The sequence below is a fragment of the Pseudomonas sp. KH_046_2 genome (genome assembly GCF_057838985.1).
This window is the reverse complement of record NZ_CM174480.1, coordinates 3,433,684-3,458,978: the sequence shown is the minus strand read 5'-3', so window position 1 is coordinate 3,458,978 and position 25,295 is coordinate 3,433,684. Positions and strand designations below refer to the sequence as shown.

The following is a 25,295-nucleotide window of genomic DNA, read 5'->3' as shown; positions in this document are numbered from 1 at the left end:
GCCGCCGCACTCTCGGTAAACTCCCGGCATTATGAATGGGAACCACTGAAATGACCGAAGACACCATCAAGCGCCGGGCACGCGGTCTGGACCGGGCGTTCGATATCCTCGATTTCCTCAAGGAAATCGGCCAACCCCTGCGCCCGAACGACATCGCCAACGGCATCGGCAGCCCCAAATCCACGGTCTACGAACTGGTGGCCTCGCTGCTGGAACGACGGATTCTGGAGCCGGTGGGCAAGGACGGTCACGTCTACCTCGGTCGCCAGTTGTACTTTCTCGGCCAGGCGCATTTGCGCCATTTCGACCTGACTCGCGAGGCCGATCACGCCTTGCAGGAAATCGTCAGCCAGACCCATGAAACCGCACAGATGTGCTTGCTCAACGGGCGCAAGTACACCGTGGCGCTGATGAAGGAAGGTGAGCGGCATTTCCGCATTTCCTCGGACATCGGCGAGAACGCGCCCATCCCCTGGACCGCCTCTGGACGCCTGCTGCTGGCGCACCTGAGCGACCAGGCAATCGTCGACCTGATCGACCACGACGACTTCGTCCTGCCCAATGGCGAACGCTTGCCACTGGAGCAGTTTCTCAAGGAAATCCGTCAGGCCGGTATCGATGGTTTCTTTTCCTTCGATAGCGTCGCCGACACCTTTACCCATTGCTTCGCCGCGCCGGTCAAAGATCCCGGCGGCGTGGCCATCGCGACCCTGTGCATCGTCGCTCCACGAGCCGATGCGAAGAAAAACTATAACGACTATCGCCGGGTGCTGATCGAAAGCGCCAACAGCCTGGCCCGTCGCATCAACGAATAGCAGCGGCTGCCTGCGGCCGCGTGAACGAGGAGTTCGACCATGTCTTCTGCCCCCCATACTGCCAACGTCGACAAAGGCGCTGCCCCGATCGGTGCCAGCCTGGTGCGTGACGTCAGCCTGCCGGCGCTGGTACTGCACCGCGAGGCGCTGGAACACAACATTCGCTGGATGCAGGACTTCGTCAGCAACAGCGGCGCCGAACTGGCGCCCCATGGCAAGACCAGCATGACCCCGGCGTTGTTCCGCCGCCAACTGGACGCCGGTGCCTGGGGCATCACCCTGGCCAGCGCCACCCAAACCTGTGCGGCCTACGCCCATGGCGTGCGTCGGGTGTTGATGGCCAACCAGTTGGTCGGCACGCCGAACATGTCGTTGATCGCCGATCTGCTGGCAGACCCGGCGTTCGACTTCTATTGCATGGTCGATCACCCGGACAACGTCGCCGACCTCGGCGCCTTTTTCGCCTCCCGCGGCGTGCGCCTGAACGTCATGATCGAATACGGCGTGGCCGGTGGCCGTTGCGGTTGCCGCAGCGAGCAGGAAGTGCTTGATCTGGCCAAGGCCATCGGCGCGCAACCGGCACTGGCCCTGACCGGGATCGAAGGCTACGAAGGCGTGATCCATGGCGACCACGCGGTGACCGGCATTCGCGATTTCGCCGCGTCACTGGTGCGCCTGGCGGTGCAGTTGCAGGACAGCGGAGCCTTCGCCATTGCCAAACCGATCATCACCGCGTCGGGGTCGGCCTGGTATGACCTGATTGCCGAGTCCTTTGAAGCACAGAACGCCGCTGGGCGTTTCCTCAGCGTGCTGCGTCCCGGCAGTTACGTGGCTCATGACCATGGCATCTACAAGGAAGCGCAGTGCTGCGTGCTCGACCGTCGCAGCGACCTGCACGAAGGCCTGCGTCCGGCGCTGGAAGTGTGGGCGCACGTGCAGTCGTTGCCGGAACCGGGGTTTGCGGTGATTGCCCTGGGCAAACGCGACGTGGCCTACGACGCCGGTTTGCCGGTGCCATTGCTGCGTTACAAGGCGGGCGCCGTGCCGGCCAAAGGCGATGATGTGAGCGCCTGCAAGGTGACCGCGGTGATGGACCAGCATGCGTTCATGACCGTGGCGCCGGGGGTTGATCTGCGGGTGGGCGACATCATTTCGTTCGGTACCTCGCACCCGTGCCTGACGTTCGACAAGTGGCGTGTCGGTTGCCTGGTGGATGAGCAACTGAACGTCATCGAGACCATGGAAACCTGTTTCTAAGGTTCAGGACCGAGGTGCGGCCTTCGCGGGCAAGCCCGCTCCCACATTGAAATGCGTTCCCCTGTGGGAGCGGGCTTGCTCGCGAAGAGGCCCTACCAGACAAAAGAGAAATCCGCGTATGAACACCATCAGCACCCTGGGCCCCAACACTCCACGCATCGCCCTGATCGGCGAATGCATGATCGAGTTGCAGCATCGCGCCGACGGCAGTCTGCAACAGAGCTTCGGCGGCGACACCTTGAATACGGCGGTGTACCTGTCCCGGGAACTGGGAGAGGACGGCTCCGTGGACTACGTCACCGCCCTGGGCGATGACAGTTTCAGCGACGCGATGTGCCAGAGTTGGGCGGCGGAAAATATCGGGCTCGGCATGGTCCAGCGTCTGCCCGGACGCCTGCCGGGTTTGTATTGCATCCAGACTGACGCGGCCGGCGAGCGGCGCTTTCTGTACTGGCGCAATGAAGCGGCGGTGCGCGATTGCTTTACCACCCCGGCCGCTGCGCCGATCCTCGCGGCGTTGCCTGATTACGACGTGCTGTATTTCAGCGGTATCACCCTGGCAGTGCTCGGTGTGGAGGGCCGGGAAAAGCTGCTGGAAACCCTGATCGAAGCCCGCCAGCGCGATGCGCGGATCGTGTTCGACAACAACTACCGGCCACGGCTGTGGGCATCGGTCGAGGAGGCCCGGGCGGCGTATCGCCGTGTGCTGCCGCATGTCGACCTGGCGTTGCTGACGGTGGATGACGAACAGGCGTTGTTTGGTTATTCCGATTGTGACGCGGTGTTTGCCGCGTATGAGCAGATCGGTACGCCGGAAGTGGTGCTCAAGCGCGGTGCCCAAGCGTGCCTGATTCGTTGTGATGGCGAGTCATTCGAGGTGCCGGCGCAGAAGGTCGAACGGGTAGTGGACACCACGGCGGCGGGGGATTCGTTCAGCGCGGCGTATCTGGCTTCGCGGCTCAAGGGTGGTAGCCCCGCTGACGCCGCCGAGGCCGGGCATCGGCTGGCGAGCCGGGTGATTCAGGTGCCGGGGGCGTTGATTCCCAGAGATTGAATCCATTATCTGTGGCGAAGGAGCTTTTGTGGCGAGGGGGCTTGCCCCCGTTGGGTTGCGAAGCAGCCCCAAAACCTGCCGGATCTGATTTTGATGACACACCGAGTGTGCAGGGTTTGCGACTGCTGCGCAGCCGAACGGGGGCAAGCCCCCTCGCCACAGGGGCCTGACCAGCCACTCAATCCCGGTAAAACACCTGCACCAGGTGATACCCGAACTTGCTCTTGATCGGCCCATGTACCACCCGCAGCGGTTTCTTGAAGATCACCGCATCGATCACGCCGACCATCTGCCCCGGCCGCACTTCACCGAGATCGCCGCCGCGCTTGCCCGATGGGCAGGTCGAGTACTTCTTGGCCAGCACGTCGAACGCTTCACCCTTGGCGATGCGTTGTTTGAGCTGCTCGGCTTCTTCCGAGGTTTTCACCAGAATATGGCGGGCTTGAGCTTTCATGGGGCGGTTACCTTGCAACGGTGGTGGCTATGTGGGTGGCTATGTGTGTGGCAGCGGGGGCGCGCGATTATGCCTCAACTCAGTCCGGTTGACTGATCATCGTGCGAATCTTGTTGGCCAGCAGGTCGATGGAAAACGGCTTGGCCACCATGTCCATGCCTTCTTCGAGGAAACCCTGGCGCTCGGCGGCGATCTCGGCGTAACCGGTCATGAACAGCACTTTCAGTTCGGGACGATGCTGGCGGGCGATTTCCGCCAGTTGGCGGCCGTTCATGCCCGGCAATCCGACGTCGGTCACCAGCAGGTCCACCCGCAGGTCCGACTCCAGCAGCGGCAGGGCGCCCTTGGCATCTTCGGCTTCATGGGCTCGGTAACCGAGCTCCTTGAGCAGGTCCAGTACCAGCATGCGCACCGCCGCATCGTCCTCTACCAACATCACGGTTTCGCCGGCAATCGCCGCCGGTGCCTCGCCGACGAAGGGCGACAGGACTTGTTCCGGCTCGTTCGAATGCAGGCGCGGCAGGTACAAGCGCACGCTGGTGCCCCGTCCGGGCAGGCTGAACAGGCTGACGTGGCCCCCCGTTTGCTGGGCAAAACCGTAAATCATCGACAAGCCCAGGCCGGTGCCCTGGCCGATGGGCTTGGTGGTGAAGAACGGGTCGAATGCCTTGGCCAGCACCGAGGGCGTCATGCCGGTGCCGTTGTCGCTGACGGCAATCATCACGTAGTCGCCGGCCTTGACCGGCTCCAGGGTCGTGATGTCGCTGCCATCGAGGTAGACGTTGGCCGTTTCGATCTGCAACTCACCGCCATCGGGCATGGCGTCCCGAGCGTTGATCACCAGGTTGAGCAAGGCGTTTTCCAGCTGGCTGAAATCGGTGCTGACCCACCAGATGGTCTCGGCCAGTTGCAGTTTGAGTTCGATGTGGTCGCCCTTGGTGCGCCTGAACAAGTCTTCGAGCGAGTGAACCAACTCGTTGGGGTTCAGCGGCTTGCGGTTGAGCGACTGACGCCGGGAGAACGCCAGCAAGCGATGGGTGAGGGCGGCGGCGCGGTTGGCCGAGGACACCGCCGCCTCGGTGAATCGGCCGATCTCGTCGATACGTCCGTCGGCAATGTAGCGTTGCATCAGGTCGAGGCTGCCGATGATGCCGGTGAGCATGTTGTTGAAGTCATGGGCGATGCCGCCGGTAAGCTGGCCGACCGCTTCCATTTTCTGCGCATGGCGCAAGGCGTCTTCGGCACGTTCGCGCTCGAACATCTCGTTTTGCAGACGCTCGTTGGCCTCGGCCAGTTGGCGGGTGCGCGCGGCAACCCGTTCCTCAAGGGTTTCGTTGAGGATGCGCAGGGCTTCTTCGGTCTTTTTACGCTCGGTTTCGTCGATCACGAAGATGTAGAAGCCGTTCACCGCGCCGTCCGGGCCGTGGCGTGGCAGGTAATTCATCAAGGCCTGGCGGATGCTGCCGTCGCGGTGTGGCGTGCTGATGCTGAAACAGCAGGGCCGGCCAGACAGCGCCTCGATGATGTACGGGGCGCGCAGCGCATAGGCTTCTTCGCCGATGACTTCAAGAATGGTTCGCCCGTAAAGCTCTTGCGGCGTGAGCCCGTACCAGTCGAGGTACGCCGCATTGTTCAGGCGAAAGCGTTCTTCGCGGTCGACGTAGCTGATCAGGACCGGCATGGCGTTGATGATCAGTTGCAGTTCGGTCTGGCTCTGGCGCAGGGCTTGCTCGGTGTGTTTGCGCTCGGTCAGGTCCATGGCGGCGCCGAGGAAACGCATCGGCCGGCCGTGGTGATCCTTGTAGCAGCGACCGCGGGCAAACACCCAGCGCATCTGGCCGTCGGTTTGCAGCAGGCGATACTCCTCGGCGTATTCGCTACCGTGGGTGATGCAATGCTTGATGCTGCGGGCGATCAGGGCACGGTCTTGCGGGTGTACGCCGTGCAGGTACTCACTGATCGGCAACTGGCTGGCCATGGCCGGGTCGATGCCGTGCAATTGGGCAAAATGCGCATCGGCGATGAAACGGTCCTCGCTGATGTCCCAGTCCCAGGTGCCGACCGCATCGGTGGCGGCGAGGGCCAGTTGCAGGCGTTCCTCGGTTTCACGCTGGGCCTTGAGGCTCGCCGCCGAGCGCTGTTCGAGTTCCAGGGCGATACGCCGGCGTTCGTTGGTTTCGATGGCGATGACCAGAATCCCGGCCACCTCGGCACCTTCGTCGCGGATCGGGCTGTAGGTCAGGTCGAGCCAGAAGTCTGACTCCCGGCCTTCACGTTGCAGGGTGAAGCGCTGTTCACTGTAGGTTCGTACCTGACCTTGCAGGACGGCGCTGTAGATCGGGTCGGTAAAGTCTTGCAACTCTGGCCAGATCAGGTGTGTCGGTTGGCCGAAAGCCTGTGGATGTTTGCTTCCGGCGAGCAGGGCGAAGCCGTCGTTATAGATCTGCGTCAGTTGCGGGCCCCATAGCAGCAGCATCGGCATCGGTGAGTGAATGACGATGTCCACGGCAGTTCGCAGGCTTTGTGGCCAAGTGCTGGCAGCGCCCAGCGGGCTGCTTGCCCAGTCGATTCGGGCGATCAAGGCCTGGGCATCGCTGGCGGTTGGTGTTGCGTTCATCAAGGAGTCCTGCACATGAGTCGCTTTGGCTGGGACTATTCTTGCACAGGTGACAGGCGCAGGTTGATTCAGAGGCTTGAGCGGTAAATGTGGGCGAGCTTGCTCGCGATGGCGTCGGGTCAATTTGCATTGATGTCAACTGACACTCCGCTATCGCGAGCAGGCTCGCTCCTACAGGTAACCTTGTTTCATGACTGGAGTTCGGGCCTGTTTCGGTACTGTTCCAGCGCTTCGGGATTGGCCAGGGCATCGGTGTTCTTCACCTTCTGCCCATGCACCACATTGCGCACCGCCAACTCAACCACCTTGCCACTGATGGTCCGGGGAATGTCGGTGACCGCGACAATTTTCGCCGGTACATGGCGCGGCGTGGTGTTGGCGCGAATCGTCTCGCGGATCTGCTGTTGGAGTGCCTCGTCCAGTTCGAGCCCGTCGTGCAAGCGTACGAACAGCACCACCCGCACGTCATCCTGCCACTGCTGACCAATGGCCACGCTGTCGAGCACTTGGGGGACTTTCTCTACCTGACGATAGATTTCCGCCGTGCCGATGCGCACGCCACCGGGGTTGAGCACGGCATCGGAGCGACCGTGGATCATCATCCCGCCATGGGGCAGTTGTTCGGCGTAATCTCCTTGAGCCCAGACACCGGGGAACAGGCTGAAATAGGATTTTCGCAGTTTCTCGCCATCGGGATCGTTCCACAGGCCAATGGGCATCGCCGGGAAATGCCGGGTGCAGACCAGCTCACCCTTTTCGCCGATCACCGGGTGGCCTTCGTCGTTCCACACTTCGACGGCCATTCCCAGGCTTTTGCCCATGATTTCGCCGCGCCGCACGGGCGTCATCGGGTTGCCGTTGACGAAGCACGAGACGATGTCGGTGCCCCCGGACATCGACGCCAGGCACACGTCAGTTTTGAAGTCGCGATAGACGAAGTCGTAACTGTGCGGCGACAGTGCCGAGCCGGTGCACAGCAACGTCTTGAGGCTGCCCAGGTCGTGACTTTCACGGGGCTTGATACCGCTGCTTTCCAGGGTCGCGAGGTATTTGGGGCTGGTGCCGAAGACGCTGATGCGTTCGTCGTCGATCAGGTCGATCAGGCGTTGCGGTTCAGGCTGGAACGGTGAGCCGTCGTACAGCACCACGGAACTGCCTGTCGCCAGCGCCGACACCAGCCAGTTCCACATCATCCAGCCGCAGGTGGTGTAGTAGAACAGCCGTTCACCGGGGCCCAGATCGCCATGCAGGCCGTGTTCCTTGACGTGTTGCAGCAACACGCCGCCGGTGCTGTGGACGATGCATTTGGGCACGCCGGTGGTGCCGCTGGAGTAGAGGATGTACAGCGGATGGGCAAAGGACACCGGGACGAAATCCGGTTCGCCGCCGGGTTCGTAGAAATCGTCCCACAGCGTCACGTTGGCCCGGGTGCGGAAGTCTACGATGTGCGCCTGAGGTCGCGCATACGGGACCACAATCAAATGCTGCAACGACGGCAGCCGTTCGAGGATTTCATTGATCTTGGCGGTCTGGTCGATTGCCTTGCCGGCATAGTGATAACCGGCACAAGTCACCAGCACTTTCGGCTCGATCTGGCCGAAACGGTCAACCACCCCTTGAGTGCCGAAGTCCGGCGAAGAACAGGACCAGATGGCGCCAAGGCTGGTGGTGGCGAGCATGGCCACCAGGGTTTGCCAGGTGTTGGGCATGCACGCGGCGACCCGGTCGCCAACCCCGACACCGGCCGCTATCAGACTGTTTTGAAAGCCGGCGACATGTTCCGCGAGTTCGGCCCAGGTCAAGTGTTCACGCTGACCGTTTTCGCCAACGGCTATTACGGAGATCGCATCATCGCGACGCTGTAGCAGGTGTTCGGCAAAGTTCAGCGTTGCGCCGGGGAACCACTGGGCGCTAGGCATCTGCGGGCCTTCGAGCAGCACGGCGTCGGGTTGCTCGTGGAAGCGGATGTCGAAGAAGTCGACGATGGCCTGCCAGAAGTCCGGGCGTTGCTCGATGGACCACTGGTGCAGGGCCGGGTAGTCGTCGATCTTGAGGTGGTGTCGCTGATTGACGAAGCGCCGGAAGGCCTCCATGCGGGTCTTGCCAATGCGTTTGGCGTCGGGTTGCCAGAGGATGTCGGACATGGTTTGCCTCTTCTTTTTTATGCCTTCACACAGGCTGATGTGGAGCAGGTTTTGTGGCGAGGGGGCTTGCCCCCGTTGGGTGGCGAAGCCGCCCCAAAATTCACAGACGATTCGGGTCGTCTGATTTTACGACTGCTGCGCAGTCGAACGGGGGCAAGCCCCCTCGCCACAAATGTACTGTGCCACTGGGGCTAGCAAAAGATCACTGCGCCAACCACCCACCATCAACATTCCACGCCGCGCCCCGCACCTGGCTGCCGGCTTCACTGCACAGGAACAGCACCAGTTCACCCAGTTGCGGCGGTGTCACGAACTCCAGCGATGGCTGCTTTTCAGCGAGCAAATCGTGTTGCGCCTGCTGCGGGTCAACCCCGTTGGCGGCACGATCATCAATCTGCTTCTGCACCAGCGGCGTCAATACCCAGCCTGGGCAAATCGCGTTGCAGGTGACCTGGGTGGTCGCGGTTTCCAGCGCGACCACTTTGGTCAAGCCGATTACCCCGTGCTTGGCGGCGACATAGGCTGACTTGCCCACCGAACCGACCAGACCATGCACCGAGGCAATGTTGATCACCCGACCCCAGCCCTTGGTGCGCATACCCGGCAGGCTTAAGCGGGTGCTGTGGAACACCGACGACAGGTTGATGGCGATGATCGAATCCCAGCGCTCCACCGGGAACTCATCCACCGCAGCCACGTGTTGAATGCCAGCGTTGTTGACCAGAATGTCGACGCCGCCGAACTCGCGCTCGGCGTAGGCGATCATGTCGGCAATTTGTGCCGGATCGCTGACATCGGCCGGGTGATGGCCGACCTTGCCGCCGAACTGTTGCACCTGGGCGATCACTTGGGAGGCATCGCCAAAGCCGTTGAGGATCAGGTCGGCCCCGGCCTTGGCCAGGCTGAGGGCTATCCCCAGGCCGATGCCGCTGGTGGAGCCGGTGACCAGTGCGGTCTTGCCCGAAAGAGTCGTCATGAATACCTCACACAATGCCAGTGGCGTAGAAGGTGCCGATTACCACGAAAACCGCCAGGGTCTTGATCAGCGTAATACAGAAAATGTCTTTGTAAGCCTCGCGGTGGGTCAGCCCGGTGACCGCCAGCAGGGTAATCACCGCGCCGTTGTGCGGCAGGGTGTCCATGCCGCCGCTGGCCATCGCGGCGACCCGGTGCAGCACTTCCAGCGGAATGTTCGCAGCATGGGCGGCGCTGATGAACTGCTCGGACATCGCCGCCAGCGCGATGCTCATGCCGCCCGAGGCGGAACCGGTGATGCCGGCCAGCAGGGTCACGGTAATCGCTTCGTTGACCAGTGGGTTGGGAATGCTCTTGAGCCAGTCGGCCAGTACCAGAAAGCCCGGCAAGGACGCGATCACCGCGCCGAAACCGTATTCCGAGGCCGTGTTCATTGCCGCCAGCAAGGCACCGCTCACCGCACTTTTACTGCCTTCGGCCAGCTTGCGGCTGATCGCCTTGTAGCCGAACGCCAGCACCATGAGGATGCCTACCAACAGCGCGGCCTGGACCGCCCAGATCGCCGTGAGCTTGGCGATTTCCGTGGTCACCGGCGCGGCCATGCCCGGCAGCGCGAGGCTGTGGGTCTTGCCATACACCTGCGGGATCCAGTGAGTGAACAGCAGGTTCATGATGCCCACCGCCAGCAGCGGCGAGAGCGCGAGCCACGGGTTGGGCAGCTTGAGGTCGGCGGCGGTTTCCGGCTCGTTGCGCAGGTCCGAGCCATAACCTTCACCGGCGCGCTGGGCCTTGTTGCGCTGGCGCTGGAGAAACAGCATGCCGGCACAGAACACGAAGATCGTGCCGATCACACCCAGCCATGGCGCCGCCCATGCGGTGGTGTTGAAGAAGGTGCTGGGGATGATGTTCTGGATTTGTGGCGTGCCGGGCAGTGCGTCCATGGTGAACGAGAAGGCGCCCAGAGCGATGGTCGCCGGGATCAGCCGCTTGGGGATATTGCTCTGGCGGAACATTTCAGCGGCAAACGGATAGACCGCGAACACCACCACAAACAACGATACGCCACCGTAGGTCAGCAGGGCGCAGACCAGCACGATCACCAGCATCGCCTGGCGGGTCCCGAGCAAACGAATCGCCGCCGCGACGATGGAGCGCGAGAAGCCGGACAGTTCGATCAGCTTGCCGAACACCGCGCCGAGCAGGAACACCGGGAAATACAGTTTGATGAAACCGACCATTTTTTCCATGAACACCCCGGTGAAAGCGGGGGCGACGGCAGACGGGTCGGTCAGCAGGACGGCGCCGAGGGCGGCAATCGGGGCAAAAAGGATAACGCTGTAGCCACGGTAGGCAGCCAGCATCAGCAGCGCGAGGGCCGCCAAGGCAATGATCACACTCATGGTGTGTCTCCTGGAGTTGTTATTTTTGTGGGGTGAAGCTTGGTAGGAGAGGCGTATAGCGAGTTTTGTGCCAGATGCTTAAGGTGTTGAAATATAAGGATATATTTTCAGGTTGGCGGGCTTGTCGAGTAGATTTGTCTCTATTCTGAGACTTGCATTGGCAGTGCTGGCCTCTTCGCGAGCAGGCTCGCTCCTACAGTTGACCGAGTTGATCAGCAGAGCACCGTCTCTTGTAGGAGCGAGCCTGCTCGCGATGGTCTGTCTAACAACAGAGATCCATGTCTCTTTATTGAGACTCCGCGATCCCCAACGCCACCATCTTCTTGTACAGTGTCGACCGACCCAGCCCCAGCCGCGCCGCCGCATCAACCACCTTGCCCCCGCATTGCACGAGGGTGGTTTCGATTAATTGCCGGTCAAATCGCTCCCGCGCCGCACTGAACGTCTCATGGGCGATCGGTTCGATGGTCAAGGGCGCCACGCGCTCCACCGGGGTGAATGTACCAATCGCCGCGCGGATGTCGGCCACCGTCAGGCGCAAGTCATCACTGAGCAACGCGGCCCGCTCCAGCACATTGCGCAGTTCCCGGATGTTCCCCGGCCAGGCGTGTTGGCCCAACAGTTCCAGGGCTTCGTGGTGCAGTTCATGCTGGCTGCGCAGTTCTTCGAGAATGGCTTCACTGAGCGCCGGCACGTCATCCAGGCGGTCACGCAGGGGCGGAACCTGGATCGGCAGCACGTTGAGCCGGTAGTACAAGTCGGCACGGAATTCGCCGCGCTTGATCGCGGCCTCAAGGTCCGTAGAAGTCGCGGCGATCACCCGCACATCGCTCTGGATCACTTCGTTGGAGCCCACCGGCTCGAATTCCTTTTCCTGCAACACCCGCAACAGTTTGCTTTGCAGGGGCAGCGGCATGTCGCCGATTTCGTCGAGAAACAGCGTGCCGCCCTGGGCGATTTGCAATTTGCCGGCGCGGCCCTTGCGGTCGGCACCGGTAAACGCGCCGGGGGCGGTGCCGAAGAACTCGGCTTCCAGCAGCGATTCGGGAATTGCCGCGCTGTTGATGCTGACAAATGCCTTGTGCGCACGGGGCGAGGCATTGTGGATCGCCTGGGCCAGCAGTTCCTTGCCGGTGCCGGTTTCGCCGAGCAGCAGCACCGGTGATTCGGTACTCGCACTGCGCCGGGCGCGGCGCTTGACTTCAAGGCTGGCGGCGCTGGTGCCGATGAAGTGGGCGAAGTTGTATTTGGTCTGCCGCGCCCGCAGCAGCGAGCGGGTGGAGGCCAGTTCTTCCTGCATGCTCATGTAGCGCTTGAGCATCGGCGACAGGCTGCGCAACTCGTCGAACAGGGCGAACCCGATGGCGCCGATCACCACGCCGGCATCGTCGTGAATCGGCAGGCGCATGACCACCAGCGGCTCTTTGGGGGTGTCTTGCATATCCAGCAAAATCGGCCGGCCGGTGCGCACCACCTCACGCAGCAGGCTGCCGGGGATCACGCTTTCGCAGGGCTTGCCGATCGCGACTTCGGCCGATTGCAGGCCGAAGCGCCGGGCATAGCGCTCATTCATCCAGACGATGTTGGCATCGCGGTCGACAATCACCGTGCCTTCACTCGATTGCTCGATGATTTCGAACAACGAACGGATCGCCAGCAAGCGAACGCGCTGGTAGTCCTTGAGGCTTTCGGTGGTGTTCATGGGTATTGGTCCTGATGTATTTGCTGCCTGTTCCGGCCCCATCGCGGGCAAGCCCGCTCCCACAGGGTTCGGGGTTGCCCGCTATTATGCCTGCCCCAACATCGCCGCCGCCAACAGCTCCTTGGTGTACGGATGCTGCGGTGAGTCGAACACCTCATGACTGGCGCCGCGCTCTACCACTTTGCCGTCCTTGATCACGATCATGTCGTGGGCCAGGGCGCGCACCACAGCCAGGTCATGGCTGATGAACAGATAGGTCAGTCCGTATTTTTCCTGTAGCTGGCGGAGCAGGGCGACCACTTGTTTCTGCACCGTGCGGTCCAGCGCCGAGGTCGGTTCGTCGAGCAGGATCAGCGCCGGTTTCAGCACCAGCGCCCGGGCGATGGCGATGCGCTGACGCTGGCCGCCGGAGAACTCGTGGGGATAGCGATGACGACTCTGCGGGTCGAGGCCGACTTCGCTCAGTGCCCGGATCACTTCGGCATTGCATTCTTCTGTGCTCAACTGGCTGTGCACTTCCAGGCCTTCGCTGATGATCTGCGCGACCGACATTCGCGGGCTGAGGCTGCCGAAGGGGTCCTGGAACACCACCTGCATCTTTTTGCGCCACGGCCGTAGCTGTTTTTGCGTCAGGCCGTCCAGCGCTTGGCCCTGAAAGCGGATACCGCCTTCGGAGTCGAGCAAACGCAGGATCGCCTGGCCCAGGGTGGACTTGCCCGAACCGGACTCGCCGACGATGCCCAGGGTCTTGCCGCGTTGGATATTCAGGCTGATGCCGTCGACGGCACGCAGCCAGGTCTTACGCTGGAACAGGCCGCCACCGACGGGAAACCGCACCTGCAGGTTGTCCACCTCCAGTACGTTTTCGCGCTCGTCCCGAGGCAAGGCTTCGCCCTCGGGTTCGGCGTGCAGCAATACGCAGCTGTAAGGGTGCTTCGGCTCAGTAAAAAGGACTTCGCAAGGCGCCTGCTCGACGATTTCCCCGGCCTTCATCACGCACACGCGCTGGGCGATGCTGCGCACCAGATTGAGGTCATGGCTGATCAGCAACAGCGACATGCCCAACCGCTGTTGCAGGGATTTGAGCAACAGCAGGATCTTGCGTTGCACCGTCACATCCAGCGCAGTGGTCGGTTCGTCAGCGATCAGCAGTTCCGGTTCGCACGCCAGGGCCATGGCGATCATCACCCGCTGGCGCTGTCCGCCGGACAGTTGATGGGGATAGGCCTTGAGGCGTTCCTCGGGTTTCTGGATGCCCACCAGGTGCAGCAATTCGAGGATCCGCGCTTGCGCCGCCTTGCCCGCCAGGCCTTTGTGCACCAGCAAGGTTTCACCGATCTGTTTTTCGATGCTGTGCAGCGGGTTGAGGGAGGTCATCGGCTCCTGGAAGATCATCGCGATGCGATTGCCGCGCAGTTGTCGCAACTTGCCGGCATCGACGCCCACCAGTTCCTGGCCGCGATAGCGGATGCTGCCCGTCGTCTCGGTATCGGTTTGCGGCAGCAATTGCAGGATCGAGTGGGCCGTCACCGACTTGCCCGAGCCCGATTCGCCCACCAGCGCCAGGCATTCGCCGGGGCGGATGTCCAGGCACAGATTGCGCACTACGGTCTCGCCGCTGAAGGCCACGCTGAGGTCACGGATTTCGATCAGGTTGGTCATATCAACATCCGCATCAAGAACGGGGATCAAAAGCGTCGCGTAGCGCTTCGCCGATAAACACCAGTAAAGAAAGAATCAGCGCCAGGGTGAAGAACGCCGTCAGCCCCAGCCACGGCGCTTGCAGGTTCTGCTTGCCCTGGCCGATCAGTTCGCCCAGGGAAGCGCTGCCCGCAGGCATGCCGAAGCCGAGGAAGTCCAGCGCCGTCAGGGTGGAAATCGCCCCGGTGAGAATGAAAGGCAAGTAGCTCAAGGTCGCGTTCATGGCGTTGGGCAGAATGTGCCGCACGATGACCTTGCGGTCGGTCAAGCCCAGCGCACGCGCGGCCTTGACGTATTCCAGGTTGCGCCCGCGCAGGAACTCGGCGCGCACCACGTCCACCAGGGCCAGCCATGAAAACAGCGCCATGATCCCCAATAGCCACCAGAAATTCGGCTCGACGAAGCCCGACAGGATGATCAACAGGTACAACACTGGCAACCCGGACCATACCTCTAGCAGACGCTGGCCGAGCAAGTCCACCCAACCACCGTAATAGCCTTGCAGGGCCCCGGCGGCGATGCCGATCAGCGCGCTGACAAAGGTCAGCATCAAGGCAAACAGGATCGACACCCGGGCACCGAAGATCACCCGGGCCAGAACGTCCCGCGCCTGGTCGTCGGTGCCCAGCCAATTGACGCCGGAGGGAGGGCTGGGGGCGGGCGTGTTCAGGTCGTAGTTGGGTGTGTCGTCACTGAACGGAATCGGTGGAAACAGCAACCAGCCGCCATCCTTCTTGATCAGTTTCTGCACGTAGTCGCTGCGGTAGTCGGCCTGGAACGGCAGTTGCCCGCCGAACGCCTGTTCGGTGTGGCGCTTGAAGACCGGGAAGTACCACTGGCCCTGATAGCTGACCATCAGCGGTTTGTCGTTGGCGATCAGTTCGCCGCCCAGGGTCATCAGGAACAGGCCGATAAACAGCCAGAGCGACCACCAGCCCCGACGGTTTTTCTTGAAGCGCTCGAAGCGGCGACGCGCCAGCGGAGAAAGCTTGAGCATCAGGCGTTCCTCGCGGCGAAGTCGATACGCGGGTCGACCAAGGTGTAGCAGAGGTCGCCGACCAGTTTTATCAGTAGGCCGAACAGGGTGAAGATGAACAGCGAGCCGAACACCACCGGATAGTCCCGTGATACCGCGGCTTCGTAGCTCATGCGGCCCAGGCCGTCGAGGGAGAAGATCACCTCGATCAGCAGGGAACCGGCAAAAAACACACTGATGAACGCCTGGGGAATGCCGGACACCACCAGCAGCATGGCGTTGCGGAACACGTGCCCGTAGAGCACCCGTCGTTCACTCAAGCCCTTGGCCCGGGCAGTGACCACGTACTGACGGGTGATTTCATTGAGGAACGAGTTCTTGGTCAGGATTGTCAGTGTGGCGAAGCCGCCGATCACCAGCGAGGTCACCGGCAACACCAGATGCCAGAAATAGTCGGCCACCTTGCCAAGAGTCGACAGCGATTCGAAGTTGTCCGAGACCAACCCGCGAACCGGAAACCAGTTCAGCGAAGTGCCGCCGGCAAAGATCACGATCAGGAACATCGCAAACAGGAACGCCGGCATGGCATAGCCGATGATGATCGCGGTACTGCTCCAGATGTCGAAATGGCTGCCATGGTGCACGGCCTTGCGGATGCCCAGGGGAATCGACACCAGGTAGGTGATCAGCGTCGCCCAGAGCCCGAGGGAGATGGTCACGGGCATTTTTTCGAGAATCAGGTCGGTGACGCTGGCGCCACGGAAGAAACTCTTGCCGAAATCCAGGCGCGCGTAGCTGGTGAGCATCAGCCAGAGGCGTTCGTGTGCCGGCTTGTCGAAGCCGTACTGCTTTTCAATGTCCTTGATCAGCTGCGGGTCAAGCCCGCGACTGGAGCGGGACTTGCCGCTCATGGCTTCGCCGGAACCGCCGCCAACCGCGGCGCCGCCAATGCCTTGCAGGTGCGCGATGGCTTGTTCGACCGGCCCGCCCGGCGCCGCCTGGACGATGACAAAGTTGACCAGGAGAATGATCACCAGCGTCGGAATGATCAGCAGCAGGCGCCGCAATATGTAAGCCCACATCAGTGCGGCCCTCCGGGTTTGCCACGGCTGATACGTTCGGCCGTCATCTGTTGGTTGGTCAATGGCGTGGTGCTCATCTCCCACCAGCTTTCGATGGCTTCGTCATTGCTCGCCTGTACGTTCGGGATGCCAAAGCGGTTCCACCACACCGTCGAGGTGCCTGGCGGGTAATAGTTGGGAATCCAGTAGTAGTTCCATTGCAGCACCCGGTCCAGGGCATGGGCGTAATGCAGCATGTCAGCCTGGGTATTGGCGCGGATCAGCCCGGTGATCAGGGTGTCCACTGCCGGGTTCTTCAACACCATGTAGTTGTTGGAACCAGGGTCGGTGGCCGCCGCCGAGCCGAAATAATTGACCAGTTCGCCCCCCGGAGAGGTGGTGACCGGGTAGCCGGTGACGATCATGTCGTAGTCGCGACTCATCAGGCGATTGACGTACTGGGACGAGTCGATGCGGCGGATGTTGAGGTCGATGCCGATCTGTTTCAACGTGCGTTTATAGGGCAGCAGCAGGCGGTCCATGCCGTTCTGGCTGACCAGGAACGTGAAGCTCAACGGCTCGCCGTCGGCATTGACCAGTTGGTCGCCATCGGGTTTCCAGCCGGCCTGTTCGAGCAAGTCCAGGGCTTGCAGCTGCTTGTCGCGAATCACACCGCTGCCGTCGGTCCTCGGTGCCTCGAACACCTGGGTGAAGACTTCGTCGGGAATCTGCCCGCGCAGCGGTTCGAGAATCGTCAGCTCACCGGCATCCGGCAGTTGCCGGGCCGCGAGATCGGTATTGGAGAAAAAGCTCTGCTGGCGGATGTACATGTCACGCATCATCTGCCGGTTGCTCCACTCGAAGTCCCACAGCATCACCAGCGCCTGGCGCACGCGGCGGTCCTGGAACATGGGCTTTTGCAGATTGAACACAAAACCCTGGGCCGGCTGCGGCGCCTCGGTGGCGAGGTGGGCCTTTTGCAGGCGACCGTCGCTCAGGGCAGGGCTGTCGTAGCCGATGGAATAGCCGGTGGCGGAAAATTCGCGATTGTAGTCAAAGGCGCCACCGCGCAGGACCTGGCGCGCCACATCGGTATCGCCGAAGTACTCGATGCTGAAATGATCGAAGTTGTACAGGCCACGGCTGACCGGCAGGTCCTTGCCCCACCAGTCGGGATTGCGCTCGAAGGTGATGCTGCGCCCCGAATCGATCTTGCCGACTTTATAGGGGCCGCTGCCCAGCGGCGCTTCATAACCGCCGCCGCCGGCGAAATCGCGGCTCTTCCACCAGTGTTCGGGAAACACCGGCAGGGTCGCGATGTCCAGGGGCAGGGTGCGGTTTTCGTTGTTCTTGAAATCAAAGCGCACGGTCAGTGGCGATTCCACTTCGACGCTTTTGACGTCGGCGAACTGGGTACGGTAACGTAGGCTGCCCTGAGTCATCAGCAGGTCGAAGGTGTAACGCACATCCTCGGCGGTAATCGGTTTGCCATCGGCAAAACGCGCCTTGGGGTTGAGGTAAAAGCGCAGGGACAGGCCATCCTCGGAGCGCTCCATCTTCTCTGCCACCAGACCGTACACGGTGTAAGGCTCGTCCAGCGAGCGCTGGGCCAGTGGTGAATAGAGCAAGCCGTCGATCTGTGTGACGCCGATGCCTTTGTCGATGTAAGGCAAAACATGGTCGAACTGACCGATTTCGATCGCCGAGCGCCGCATCGTGCCGCCCTTGGGGGCCTGCGGGTTGGTGTAGGCGAAATGACTGAAGCCGGCAGGGTATTTCGCCGGTTCGCCGTACACGGTCATTGCCGGTTGCGGTGCCGCATTCACACCCGCGGCAGCCATCAGCAGGGTCACGGCAGTGAACAACAAGGTAGGGAAAGCCAGTCGCATTGTCAGCCTTGGAGCCGGGTGGTCGTTAACCACAATTTGTACGCTAGCGGCGCGTCCCTCGCCAGCCGTATTACGCATCGCAAACACAACGGCCCACCAAAAGGCGGGCCGTTGTGTGAATAGTTCAAGCGTCGATCAGTCCTGACGGCTGGTCACTTCCAGCAGGTGGAAACCGAACTGGGTCTTGACCGGGCCCTGGACCACGTTGAGCGGTGCGCTGAAGACCACGGTGTCGAATTCCTTGACCATCTGGCCCGGACCGAACGAACCCAGGTCACCGCCCTGGCGGCTGGATGGGCAAGTGGAGTTTGCCTTGGCAACTTCGGCGAAATCGGCGCCAGCCTCGATTTGGGCCTTGAGTTCGTTGCACTTGGCTTCGGAGGCGACAAGGATGTGACGGGCAGTGGCTTTAGCCATGGGAAAATACTCCTTTCAATACTCGATAAAGTGCTGAGCCTACCGGATTCAGTGAGCGATTTCTCCTCAAAGTTCCGTTCCGCGCGGGATCCACGGCAGGTGAGAGCTCAAAGGCCGGCGTCCCGCAAGCGCCTGGCATGCTGGACATACAGATCAATCGGGTCGACACCTATACGTAGTTGCCCGGTCGGTTGGCCAATGGCGTCCAGATGATCCAGCGCATAGTCGGACCGGATAACCGTGCCGAGGTGGGAACTGAAGCGACCGACCAGGCCGTCGTTCTGCTCGCTTTCCGTGACGAAATAACCGGAAAGGGCCCGGCAGAAGGCGTTGAGCGGGTCGAGCGCATAGAGTCCTTCTTCGAGAACATTCGACGGCAGCACGCCGCTCCACGAGTAGTAACGAATACCGTTGACCTGTTCGCAGCCCTTGCCACCCCAGGTGGTGGGCAGTCCTTGTGGGTATTTGTCGTTGAATGCGCCGACGCCTTCGGTAGTCAGCGAATTGAGGGCGGCAATGGCGTTGCGCGGTTGATACTGATTGTTGCTCAAGGTCGCGAGGAAGTCGGCGAACAGGGTCACCACTGTCTCGGCCACATGTTCCGGCAGGCCGCCCGGTGTCAATGCCTTGCGCAGGAAGTCGGCCAGTTCCGAACCATGGTTCGGCCCGCTGACAGAAGTGACCGACGCCACGCTGTGTGGCGAAATCGCTGCGGCATAACGTGCGGTCAGTGCGCCCTGGCTATGGCCTATGAGGTTGACTTTGCGTGCACCGGTTCCTTCCAGTACCCGCTCGATCTGTGCGAGCAATTGGTCGCCGCGTACCTCGTTGTCATGGATGGCCGACAGGTGGGGAACGAACACCCTGGCTCCGGCGTTCCTCAGCGCCTGCCTGATGTCGTGAAATAGCTCGAACTTGCCGATTCTTTCGAAGCCGAACAATCCGTGGACCAGCAGTATTGGGTGGCGAGTGCTTGCATTCCTTTGCATGTTCATACCTTTGCGCAGAAGTTCATTGGGACTGCATGGCGCTTCACTCTAAAACACTCGAGGGTGGCGCGATGTATGAAAAGTCCGCCGAAGCTTGCGGAAAGCGGAATAGAACAAGTGCGAATGCTCAAGAGCGGATGAAGCCTTAGTCGGAATAGTTCGAGGATTTTTCGCGGCAATCAGGTTGCTGCTGATCAAAGACCTACTTTGCACGTATCGATTTTCCGAGCGGGCCGGAGTGAGAGGCCGACATCACGACTGTTTGCCATGAGGTTAAATAGCCGTCCGGTGTTTATTCCAGGGAATGGAGCGAATGAATGACTATTTATGAACCCGTCGCCTCGAATCTCGCGCAGCAACCATTACCACCGCCCATGCTTGAGCAGGCGCGACACGGCGTTCTGAACCCCTCTGACAAAAAAGCCGTCATCAGGGTCCAGCCTTATCCAGGCATGACCTGCGGCGACAAATTGCTATTGAGTTGGGCGGGACTGGATGCCGAAGGCCTCGCCTGCAATCACCAGGTGGCGCGTTTTGTCAGTGAAGACCGGGTCGGCGAGGACATAATCTTTGCCGTGGGCAGTGCGCATATCGAGGCGCTTGAGGGTGGTTCGCTGGAAATCGGCTACTCACTCACAAGCACCCGATTTTCCGAGCCCGTGCATTCCCATCGATTGCAGCTGAGTGTCGGTGACGTGCAATGCGACCTGTTGCCCGCGACGGTGAACGATGCGGTGGGCAGAACGCTTGATCCGGATCGGGTGAAGGAAGGGGCGATCGTTACGATCAAACCCTATGCGCGCATGGCGGCGGGCGACTGGGTGTTGCTGACCTGGACGGGCGTTTCGGTCGAAGCAAGTTTCAGTGATGCACTCAAGGTCGAGTCCTTCGCTGTGGGGGCCGAGCTGTCGTTTTGGGTCAGTCCGGAGTGCATTACGCTCAATCTGGGCTCCTCCGTGTCCGTCGACTATTGCATCAAGCAAGCAGGGCAGGGGCCTCGTTATTCTGAAGTAACGGCACTGATGATTGGCATCCTGGAGCGGCGTCCACTGCGAGCACCCACTGTGCTGGAAGCCGACGAAGGTTGGGTGGATCTGCAAGATGTGCAGGATGGCGTGACCGTCGTCATCGAAAACCCCATGGCTGAAAAAGGAGAACGGATTTACCTGGAGTGCGACGGGGAGAAACTCAATCACCATGACGACCGCGTAATAACCAGGGACACCGCGGGCGAGCCGTTGGTATTCATCGTTCCCTACCCGTTCTGGAGGGATCATCGAGATTGCGCGATCCGTGTTTCCTATTCAGTCGAGCGCCTTGACGGCACCCGCCAGCAATCGGGGGTGACACTGGTTCAAGTGCAGTCCCTGATGGGACATTGATCGCCATTTGCCCTCCAGCCTTCCCATGAAGGCCCGAGGGCGTACGGATGATGCCGATTATCAGGCGTTGTTTGACGCTCGCAGCCGATCTGCTGCTTCAAGCAACAGCTGTTCTGTCCCGGCCCAGCCGAGGCAACCATCGGTCACCGATACACCGTATTTCAATGACGAACTCAACGGCTGGCAGCCCTCGAACAAATGGCTCTCGATCATCATGCCGATCAGTGAACGATCACCTTGCAGGCGTTGTTCAAGCACATCTTTGAACACAACTGGTTGGCGCAACGGGTCTTTACCGCTGTTTGCGTGACTGCAATCGACCATGATTCGCGCCGGAATCTTCAGTTTGCTCAGGTCGCTGTTCACCTGGGCGACGCTGGCGCTGTCGTAGTTCGGCCCGCGATGCCCGCCGCGCAATACCAGGTGGGTGTCCGCATTGCCCAGGGTTTGAATGATCGCCGGATGTCCCTGGCTATCGACACCGAAATGGCGATGCGGGTGGGCCGCCGAACGCATGGCGTCGCTGGCGACGCCGACACCGCCGTCTGTCCCGTTCTTGAACCCTACAGGCATGCCCAGGCCGCTGGCCATTTCCCTATGGATCTGCGACTCCGTGGTCCGGGCGCCAATCGCCACCCAGCTCAACAGGTCGTCGAAGTAGCCGGCCGCCATCGGTTGCAGCAGCTCAGTGGCAACGGGCAAGCCCAGGAGGAGCATTTCGCGCATCAGCTCGCGGGACAGCGTCAGGCCGGCGGCCATGTCATCGCTGCCATTGAGGTGCGGGTCGTAGGCCAGGCCTTTCCAGCCAACCGTGGTACGGGGCTTTTCGACGTAGGCACGCATCACCAGCAGCATTTGGTCGCTGACTTCGGCGGCGAGGCGGGCAAGGTTACCTGCGTATTCGAGGGCTGACTTCGGATCGTGCATCGAGCAGGGGCCGACGATGACCAGCAGGCGGGAATCTTCACCGTTGAGGATCGCGCGAACCGCCTGGCGGTGGGCGGCGACTTGCCGGGTCAGGGCGTTACTGAGGGGCAATTGCTGTTTGAGTTGCAATGAGCTGGGCAGGCGCAGGGTCAGCGCTTCATTGGCAGGGCTCAAGGTGGACAGCGGCAGTGCAGAGACGGACGAGTTCATATTCAAGGCTTCCTGGGCTGGTAGCGGGTTCGTGCCCGCGCGCTCGGCCCTACTGGGGTGTTCGACAATTGGCCGGATTGGCTGCGTGTGTGTGCTTGCCACCTGTGGGTGACCGATCGGAGGCGGCAGGCTGTCCCGAGCGGAGGGTGGTAAATCGCCAGGCGGTAAAACTGTCATAACGGTAATAAGTGGCGTAGTTCATGTTCTGAATCCTCTGAATGTCTGGTGTGTCGCTAAAAGTGTTGGGGCTGAAAAAACAAAACCCCCGGTCGGGAGGCCGACCGGGGGTTGAGAATTCTCTGGTGGCGACCCGTTTAAAGTGGGCGCCGTGTGGGTATCAGGCGCGCCAGTGGCTAAACCAATACCCAAAATAAAAGCTGACCGGAGCACAACCGTCGTTCACCCGGGCAGCCGCAACCGAGCGCGGGGCGCTGGCGGTACGAAGCTGTAAGAGGGCGTTGAACATGGTCTGTCTCCGATGGATGGTCCGAGCTTACTAGAGGCCGGTACGCAGATTCAATCAGAAAATTCTATTGGCCAACGACGGCGCTTTCTATCGCTTGAGTGCCCCGAAGGTTGTGACACACTTCGCGCTGCAACAACAAACAAAAACAACCCGGCGCAAGCGTTGTACGAGCGCAAGGGATTGAGGGTGGTGGGCAAGGACGAGTGTTTCCTGAGGATGCAGCTGGATATCCTCGGGCTGGATTGTTGAAACACGCTTGCAACAAGCCTTTCAAGATGAATTGAAACTTTTAATCTGACGCTTTCCGCTAGGTCTGCCAGATGCTTTTTGCTAAGGTGTCTGGCAAGCCAATAAGACCATATCGCGAGGTGTCTGCTTGATTAGGGTGCTAGTAGTCGATGACCATGATCTCGTTCGTACAGGCATTACACGAATGCTGGCTGACATCGATGGCCTGCAAGTAGTCGGCCAGGCCGAGTCGGGTGAGGAATCCCTGCTCAAGGCGCGTGAGCTGAAACCCGATGTGGTGTTGATGGACGTCAAGATGCCGGGTATCGGCGGTCTTGAAGCCACTCGCAAATTATTGCGCAGTCATCCTGATATCAAGGTCGTCGCGGTGACCGTATGTGAAGAGGACCCGTTTCCTACGCGGCTGTTGCAGGCCGGTGCGGCAGGCTACCTGACCAAGGGGGCAGGTTTGCCGGAAATGGTCCAGGCCATCCGCCTGGTGTTCGCCGGGCAACGCTACATCAGTCCGCAGATTGCCCAGCAACTGGCGATCAAGTCCTTCCAGCCAACCAATGATTCGCCTTTCGATGCCTTGTCGGAGCGGGAAATCCAGATCGCACTGATGATCGTCGGCTGCCAGAAAGTACAGATCATTTCCGACAAGTTGTGCCTGTCTCCGAAAACCGTGAACACCTACCGTTACCGCATCTTCGAAAAACTTTCGATCAGCAGTGATGTCGAGTTGACGCTGTTGGCGGTACGTCATGGCATGGTCGACGCCAGCCTCTGAAAATGAACGAAACCTTTGATCCGAGCGCCTTTCTGTCGACCGTTAGCGGGCGCCCCGGCGTGTACCGCATGTTCGACAACGAAGGGCGGCTGCTCTACGTCGGCAAGGCGAAAAACCTCAAGAATCGCCTGTCGAGTTACTTTCGCAAGACGGGGCTTGCCCCCAAGACCGCCGCACTGGTAGCGAGAATCGCGCAGGTCGAAACCACGATCACCGCCAACGAAACCGAAGCCTTGTTACTTGAACAGACGCTGATCAAGGAGTGGCGTCCGCCCTACAACATCCTGCTGCGCGACGATAAATCCTACCCCTACGTCTATCTCTCCGACGGAGAGTTTCCTCGTCTGAGCATTCATCGCGGCGCGAAAAAGGCCAAGGGCAAATACTTCGGGCCATACCCGAGTGCCGGTGCGATCCGCGAAAGCCTGAGCCTGCTGCAAAAGACCTTTTTCGTTCGGCAATGCGAAGACAGTTATTACAAGAACCGCACCCGTCCTTGCCTTCAATATCAGATCAAGCGTTGCAAGGCACCCTGCGTCGGGTTGGTGGACCCCCAGGTGTATGCCGAAGATGTGCGCCACTCGGTGATGTTTCTTGAAGGTCGCAGCAATGCACTGACTGACGAATTATCCGCCGGGATGGAAGAGGCAGCGATCAATCTCGAGTTCGAACGAGCAGCCGAGTTACGGGACCAGATCGCGTTATTGCGCCGGGTTCAGGATCAACAGAGCATGGAAGGCGGGACCGGGGACGTCGATGTGATTGCCGCCTTCGTCAACCCGGGCGGTGCCTGTGTGCACTTGATCAGCGTGCGGGGCGGGCGGGTACTGGGAAGCAAGAACTTCTTCCCTCAAGTCGGTATTGAAGAAGACGTTTCCGAAGTCATGGCCGCGTTTCTCGGCCAGTACTTCATCAGCAGTCCTGAACGCGACTTGCCCAGCGAATTGATCGTCAACGTGGTCCACGATGACTTTCCCACTCTGATCGCCGCCATCGACGAGTTGCGCGGTCGTGAACTGACCATCAGCCATCGCGTGCGGGGTACGCGGGCGCGCTGGCAACAATTGGCGGTGACCAATGCCGAGCAGGCCCTGAGTGCGCGCCTGGCGAATCGTCAGCATATTACGGCACGCTTCGATGCGCTGGCCGAGGTGCTGAAGCTGGATGAGCCGCCGCAACGCCTGGAGTGTTACGACATCAGTCACTCAAGCGGTGAAGCGACCGTGGCGTCCTGTGTGGTGTTTGGACCCGAAGGCCCGATCAAGTCCGACTATCGTCGCTACAACATCGAGGGCGTCACGGCCGGCGATGATTACGCGGCGATGCATCAGGCATTGACCCGACGCTTCAGCAAACTGAAGGACGGGGAGGGCAAGCTGCCGGATATCCTGCTGGTGGATGGCGGCAAGGGTCAGTTGTCCATGGCCCGCGACGTACTCGATGAACTGGCCGTGCCCGACCTGATTCTGCTCGGTGTGGCAAAAGGCGCGACGCGCAAGGCCGGTTTCGAAACCCTGTACCTGAACGACGCTGCACATGAGTTCACGTTGCGCGGGGATTCTCCCGCGTTGCACCTGATCCAGCAGATTCGCGACGAAGCCCACCGATTTGCCATTACCGGGCACCGCGCCCGGCGTGGAAAAACCCGTCGGACGTCTACACTGGAAGGCGTCGCCGGCGTCGGACCCACACGTCGGCGTGATTTGTTGAAACATTTTGGTGGATTGCAGGAGCTGTCTCGTGCAAGCATCGAAGAAATTGCCAAAGCCCCCGGGATCAGTAAAAAGCTCGCAGAGTTGATTTATGCAAATCTGCACAGCGAGTAGAATGCCCCCTCACCT

Annotated in this window: 19 protein-coding genes and 1 pseudogene; 7 read left to right on the top strand and 13 right to left on the bottom strand. The window is 60.8% G+C overall.

Going from position 1 to position 25,295, the window contains the following annotated elements; all coding sequences use genetic code 11:
- The first annotated feature begins 50 nt into the window (after nt 1-50).
- The 3 genes from AC3IX1_RS15590 to AC3IX1_RS15580 all read left to right on the top strand — a co-directional run bounded on the left by AC3IX1_RS15590 (nt 51) and on the right by AC3IX1_RS15580 (nt 3,126).
- The gene (locus AC3IX1_RS15590; RefSeq protein WP_489384840.1) at nt 51-815 is read left to right on the top strand and encodes an IclR family transcriptional regulator; all 765 of its coding nucleotides are present in this window, start codon (nt 51-53) and stop codon (nt 813-815) included.
- A gap of 39 nt (nt 816-854) precedes the next feature.
- Nucleotides 855-2,072 (top strand): amino acid deaminase, encoded by a 1,218-nt coding sequence (locus AC3IX1_RS15585; protein ID WP_489384839.1) that lies wholly within the window; start codon nt 855-857, stop codon nt 2,070-2,072.
- A gap of 118 nt (nt 2,073-2,190) precedes the next feature.
- A complete protein-coding gene (locus AC3IX1_RS15580) occupies nt 2,191-3,126 on the top strand; it encodes a sugar kinase (protein WP_489384838.1) in 936 nt (311 codons plus the stop codon).
- A gap of 178 nt (nt 3,127-3,304) precedes the next feature.
- Here AC3IX1_RS15580 and AC3IX1_RS15575 read toward each other — a convergent pair whose 3' ends face one another.
- The 12 genes from AC3IX1_RS15575 to AC3IX1_RS15520 all read right to left on the bottom strand — a co-directional run bounded on the left by AC3IX1_RS15575 (nt 3,305) and on the right by AC3IX1_RS15520 (nt 19,451).
- Nucleotides 3,305-3,580: a peptidylprolyl isomerase gene (locus AC3IX1_RS15575; protein WP_007898282.1), complete on the bottom strand. Its 276-nt coding sequence runs from the start codon at nt 3,578-3,580 to the stop codon at nt 3,305-3,307.
- Nucleotides 3,581-3,659: 79 nt separating this feature from the next.
- The gene (locus AC3IX1_RS15570) at nt 3,660-6,197 is read right to left on the bottom strand and encodes a PAS domain-containing hybrid sensor histidine kinase/response regulator (protein WP_489384837.1); all 2,538 of its coding nucleotides are present in this window, start codon (nt 6,195-6,197) and stop codon (nt 3,660-3,662) included.
- A gap of 188 nt (nt 6,198-6,385) precedes the next feature.
- On the bottom strand, nt 6,386-8,341 hold the full coding sequence (locus tag AC3IX1_RS15565; protein WP_489384836.1) for an acetoacetate--CoA ligase: 1,956 nt from the start codon (nt 8,339-8,341) through the stop codon (nt 6,386-6,388).
- 202 nt (nt 8,342-8,543) lie between these two features.
- Nucleotides 8,544-9,317: a 3-hydroxybutyrate dehydrogenase gene (locus AC3IX1_RS15560; RefSeq protein WP_489384835.1), complete on the bottom strand. Its 774-nt coding sequence runs from the start codon at nt 9,315-9,317 to the stop codon at nt 8,544-8,546.
- Nucleotides 9,318-9,324: 7 nt separating this feature from the next.
- A complete protein-coding gene (locus AC3IX1_RS15555; RefSeq protein ID WP_150723644.1) occupies nt 9,325-10,716 on the bottom strand; it encodes a GntP family permease in 1,392 nt (463 codons plus the stop codon).
- A gap of 286 nt (nt 10,717-11,002) precedes the next feature.
- Entirely contained in the window at nt 11,003-12,418 is a 1,416-nt protein-coding gene (locus AC3IX1_RS15550; RefSeq protein ID WP_489384834.1) for a sigma-54 interaction domain-containing protein, read from the bottom strand.
- 84 nt (nt 12,419-12,502) lie between these two features.
- Nucleotides 12,503-14,080 (bottom strand): ABC transporter ATP-binding protein, encoded by a 1,578-nt coding sequence (locus tag AC3IX1_RS15545; protein WP_489384833.1) that lies wholly within the window; start codon nt 14,078-14,080, stop codon nt 12,503-12,505.
- A gap of 13 nt (nt 14,081-14,093) precedes the next feature.
- Nucleotides 14,094-15,116: an ABC transporter permease gene (locus AC3IX1_RS15540; RefSeq protein ID WP_489384832.1), complete on the bottom strand. Its 1,023-nt coding sequence runs from the start codon at nt 15,114-15,116 to the stop codon at nt 14,094-14,096.
- Complete coding sequence (locus tag AC3IX1_RS15535) at nt 15,116-16,177, bottom strand: microcin C ABC transporter permease YejB (RefSeq protein ID WP_489384831.1); 1,062 nt, start codon at nt 16,175-16,177, stop codon at nt 15,116-15,118. The genes AC3IX1_RS15540 and AC3IX1_RS15535 overlap by 1 nt, the downstream gene beginning before the upstream one ends.
- On the bottom strand, nt 16,177-18,045 hold the full coding sequence (locus AC3IX1_RS15530) for an extracellular solute-binding protein (protein WP_489384830.1): 1,869 nt from the start codon (nt 18,043-18,045) through the stop codon (nt 16,177-16,179). The genes AC3IX1_RS15535 and AC3IX1_RS15530 overlap by 1 nt, the downstream gene beginning before the upstream one ends.
- 135 nt (nt 18,046-18,180) lie before the next feature.
- On the bottom strand, nt 18,181-18,462 hold the full coding sequence (locus AC3IX1_RS15525; RefSeq protein WP_008051985.1) for a peptidylprolyl isomerase: 282 nt from the start codon (nt 18,460-18,462) through the stop codon (nt 18,181-18,183).
- Nucleotides 18,463-18,569: 107 nt separating this feature from the next.
- A complete protein-coding gene (locus AC3IX1_RS15520) occupies nt 18,570-19,451 on the bottom strand; it encodes an esterase/lipase family protein (RefSeq protein WP_489384829.1) in 882 nt (293 codons plus the stop codon).
- 317 nt (nt 19,452-19,768) lie between these two features.
- Between AC3IX1_RS15520 and AC3IX1_RS15515 the strand changes: the two genes are divergently transcribed.
- The gene (locus tag AC3IX1_RS15515) at nt 19,769-20,833 is read left to right on the top strand and encodes a hypothetical protein (protein WP_489384828.1); all 1,065 of its coding nucleotides are present in this window, start codon (nt 19,769-19,771) and stop codon (nt 20,831-20,833) included.
- A gap of 60 nt (nt 20,834-20,893) precedes the next feature.
- Here AC3IX1_RS15515 and AC3IX1_RS15510 read toward each other — a convergent pair whose 3' ends face one another.
- Nucleotides 20,894-21,970, bottom strand: coding sequence for a 3-deoxy-7-phosphoheptulonate synthase (locus AC3IX1_RS15510; RefSeq protein WP_489384827.1), 1,077 nt, complete (start codon nt 21,968-21,970; stop codon nt 20,894-20,896).
- Between the two features lie 604 nt (nt 21,971-22,574).
- On the opposite strand from AC3IX1_RS15510, the pseudogene AC3IX1_RS15505 reads away from it, so the two are divergent.
- The 3 genes and pseudogenes from AC3IX1_RS15505 to uvrC form a co-directional block, all read left to right on the top strand.
- Nucleotides 22,575-22,685 (top strand): annotated as a pseudogene (locus AC3IX1_RS15505) (GNAT family N-acetyltransferase); the annotation flags it as partial.
- 127 nt (nt 22,686-22,812) lie between these two features.
- The gene (gene gacA, locus AC3IX1_RS15500) at nt 22,813-23,454 is read left to right on the top strand and encodes a response regulator transcription factor GacA (RefSeq protein WP_008015884.1); all 642 of its coding nucleotides are present in this window, start codon (nt 22,813-22,815) and stop codon (nt 23,452-23,454) included.
- Nucleotides 23,455-23,456: 2 nt separating this feature from the next.
- On the top strand, nt 23,457-25,280 hold the full coding sequence (gene uvrC, locus AC3IX1_RS15495) for an excinuclease ABC subunit UvrC (RefSeq protein ID WP_489384826.1): 1,824 nt from the start codon (nt 23,457-23,459) through the stop codon (nt 25,278-25,280).
- Nucleotides 25,281-25,295: the final 15 nt, after the last annotated feature.

Coding starts and splice junctions, on each gene's coding strand:
- AC3IX1_RS15590 (WP_489384840.1), top strand. CDS start 51: ATGACCGAAGACACCATCAAGCGCCGGGCACGCGGTCTGGACCGGGCG.
- AC3IX1_RS15585 (WP_489384839.1), top strand. CDS start 855: ATGTCTTCTGCCCCCCATACTGCCAACGTCGACAAAGGCGCTGCCCCG.
- AC3IX1_RS15580 (WP_489384838.1), top strand. CDS start 2,191: ATGAACACCATCAGCACCCTGGGCCCCAACACTCCACGCATCGCCCTG.
- AC3IX1_RS15575 (WP_007898282.1), bottom strand. CDS start 3,580: ATGAAAGCTCAAGCCCGCCATATTCTGGTGAAAACCTCGGAAGAAGCC.
- AC3IX1_RS15570 (WP_489384837.1), bottom strand. CDS start 6,197: ATGAACGCAACACCAACCGCCAGCGATGCCCAGGCCTTGATCGCCCGA.
- AC3IX1_RS15565 (WP_489384836.1), bottom strand. CDS start 8,341: ATGTCCGACATCCTCTGGCAACCCGACGCCAAACGCATTGGCAAGACC.
- AC3IX1_RS15560 (WP_489384835.1), bottom strand. CDS start 9,317: ATGACGACTCTTTCGGGCAAGACCGCACTGGTCACCGGCTCCACCAGC.
- AC3IX1_RS15555 (WP_150723644.1), bottom strand. CDS start 10,716: ATGAGTGTGATCATTGCCTTGGCGGCCCTCGCGCTGCTGATGCTGGCT.
- AC3IX1_RS15550 (WP_489384834.1), bottom strand. CDS start 12,418: ATGAACACCACCGAAAGCCTCAAGGACTACCAGCGCGTTCGCTTGCTG.
- AC3IX1_RS15545 (WP_489384833.1), bottom strand. CDS start 14,080: ATGACCAACCTGATCGAAATCCGTGACCTCAGCGTGGCCTTCAGCGGC.
- AC3IX1_RS15540 (WP_489384832.1), bottom strand. CDS start 15,116: ATGCTCAAGCTTTCTCCGCTGGCGCGTCGCCGCTTCGAGCGCTTCAAG.
- AC3IX1_RS15535 (WP_489384831.1), bottom strand. CDS start 16,177: ATGTGGGCTTACATATTGCGGCGCCTGCTGCTGATCATTCCGACGCTG.
- AC3IX1_RS15530 (WP_489384830.1), bottom strand. CDS start 18,045: ATGCGACTGGCTTTCCCTACCTTGTTGTTCACTGCCGTGACCCTGCTG.
- AC3IX1_RS15525 (WP_008051985.1), bottom strand. CDS start 18,462: ATGGCTAAAGCCACTGCCCGTCACATCCTTGTCGCCTCCGAAGCCAAG.
- AC3IX1_RS15520 (WP_489384829.1), bottom strand. CDS start 19,451: ATGCAAAGGAATGCAAGCACTCGCCACCCAATACTGCTGGTCCACGGA.
- AC3IX1_RS15515 (WP_489384828.1), top strand. CDS start 19,769: ATGACTATTTATGAACCCGTCGCCTCGAATCTCGCGCAGCAACCATTA.
- AC3IX1_RS15510 (WP_489384827.1), bottom strand. CDS start 21,970: ATGAACTCGTCCGTCTCTGCACTGCCGCTGTCCACCTTGAGCCCTGCC.
- uvrC (WP_489384826.1), top strand. CDS start 23,457: ATGAACGAAACCTTTGATCCGAGCGCCTTTCTGTCGACCGTTAGCGGG.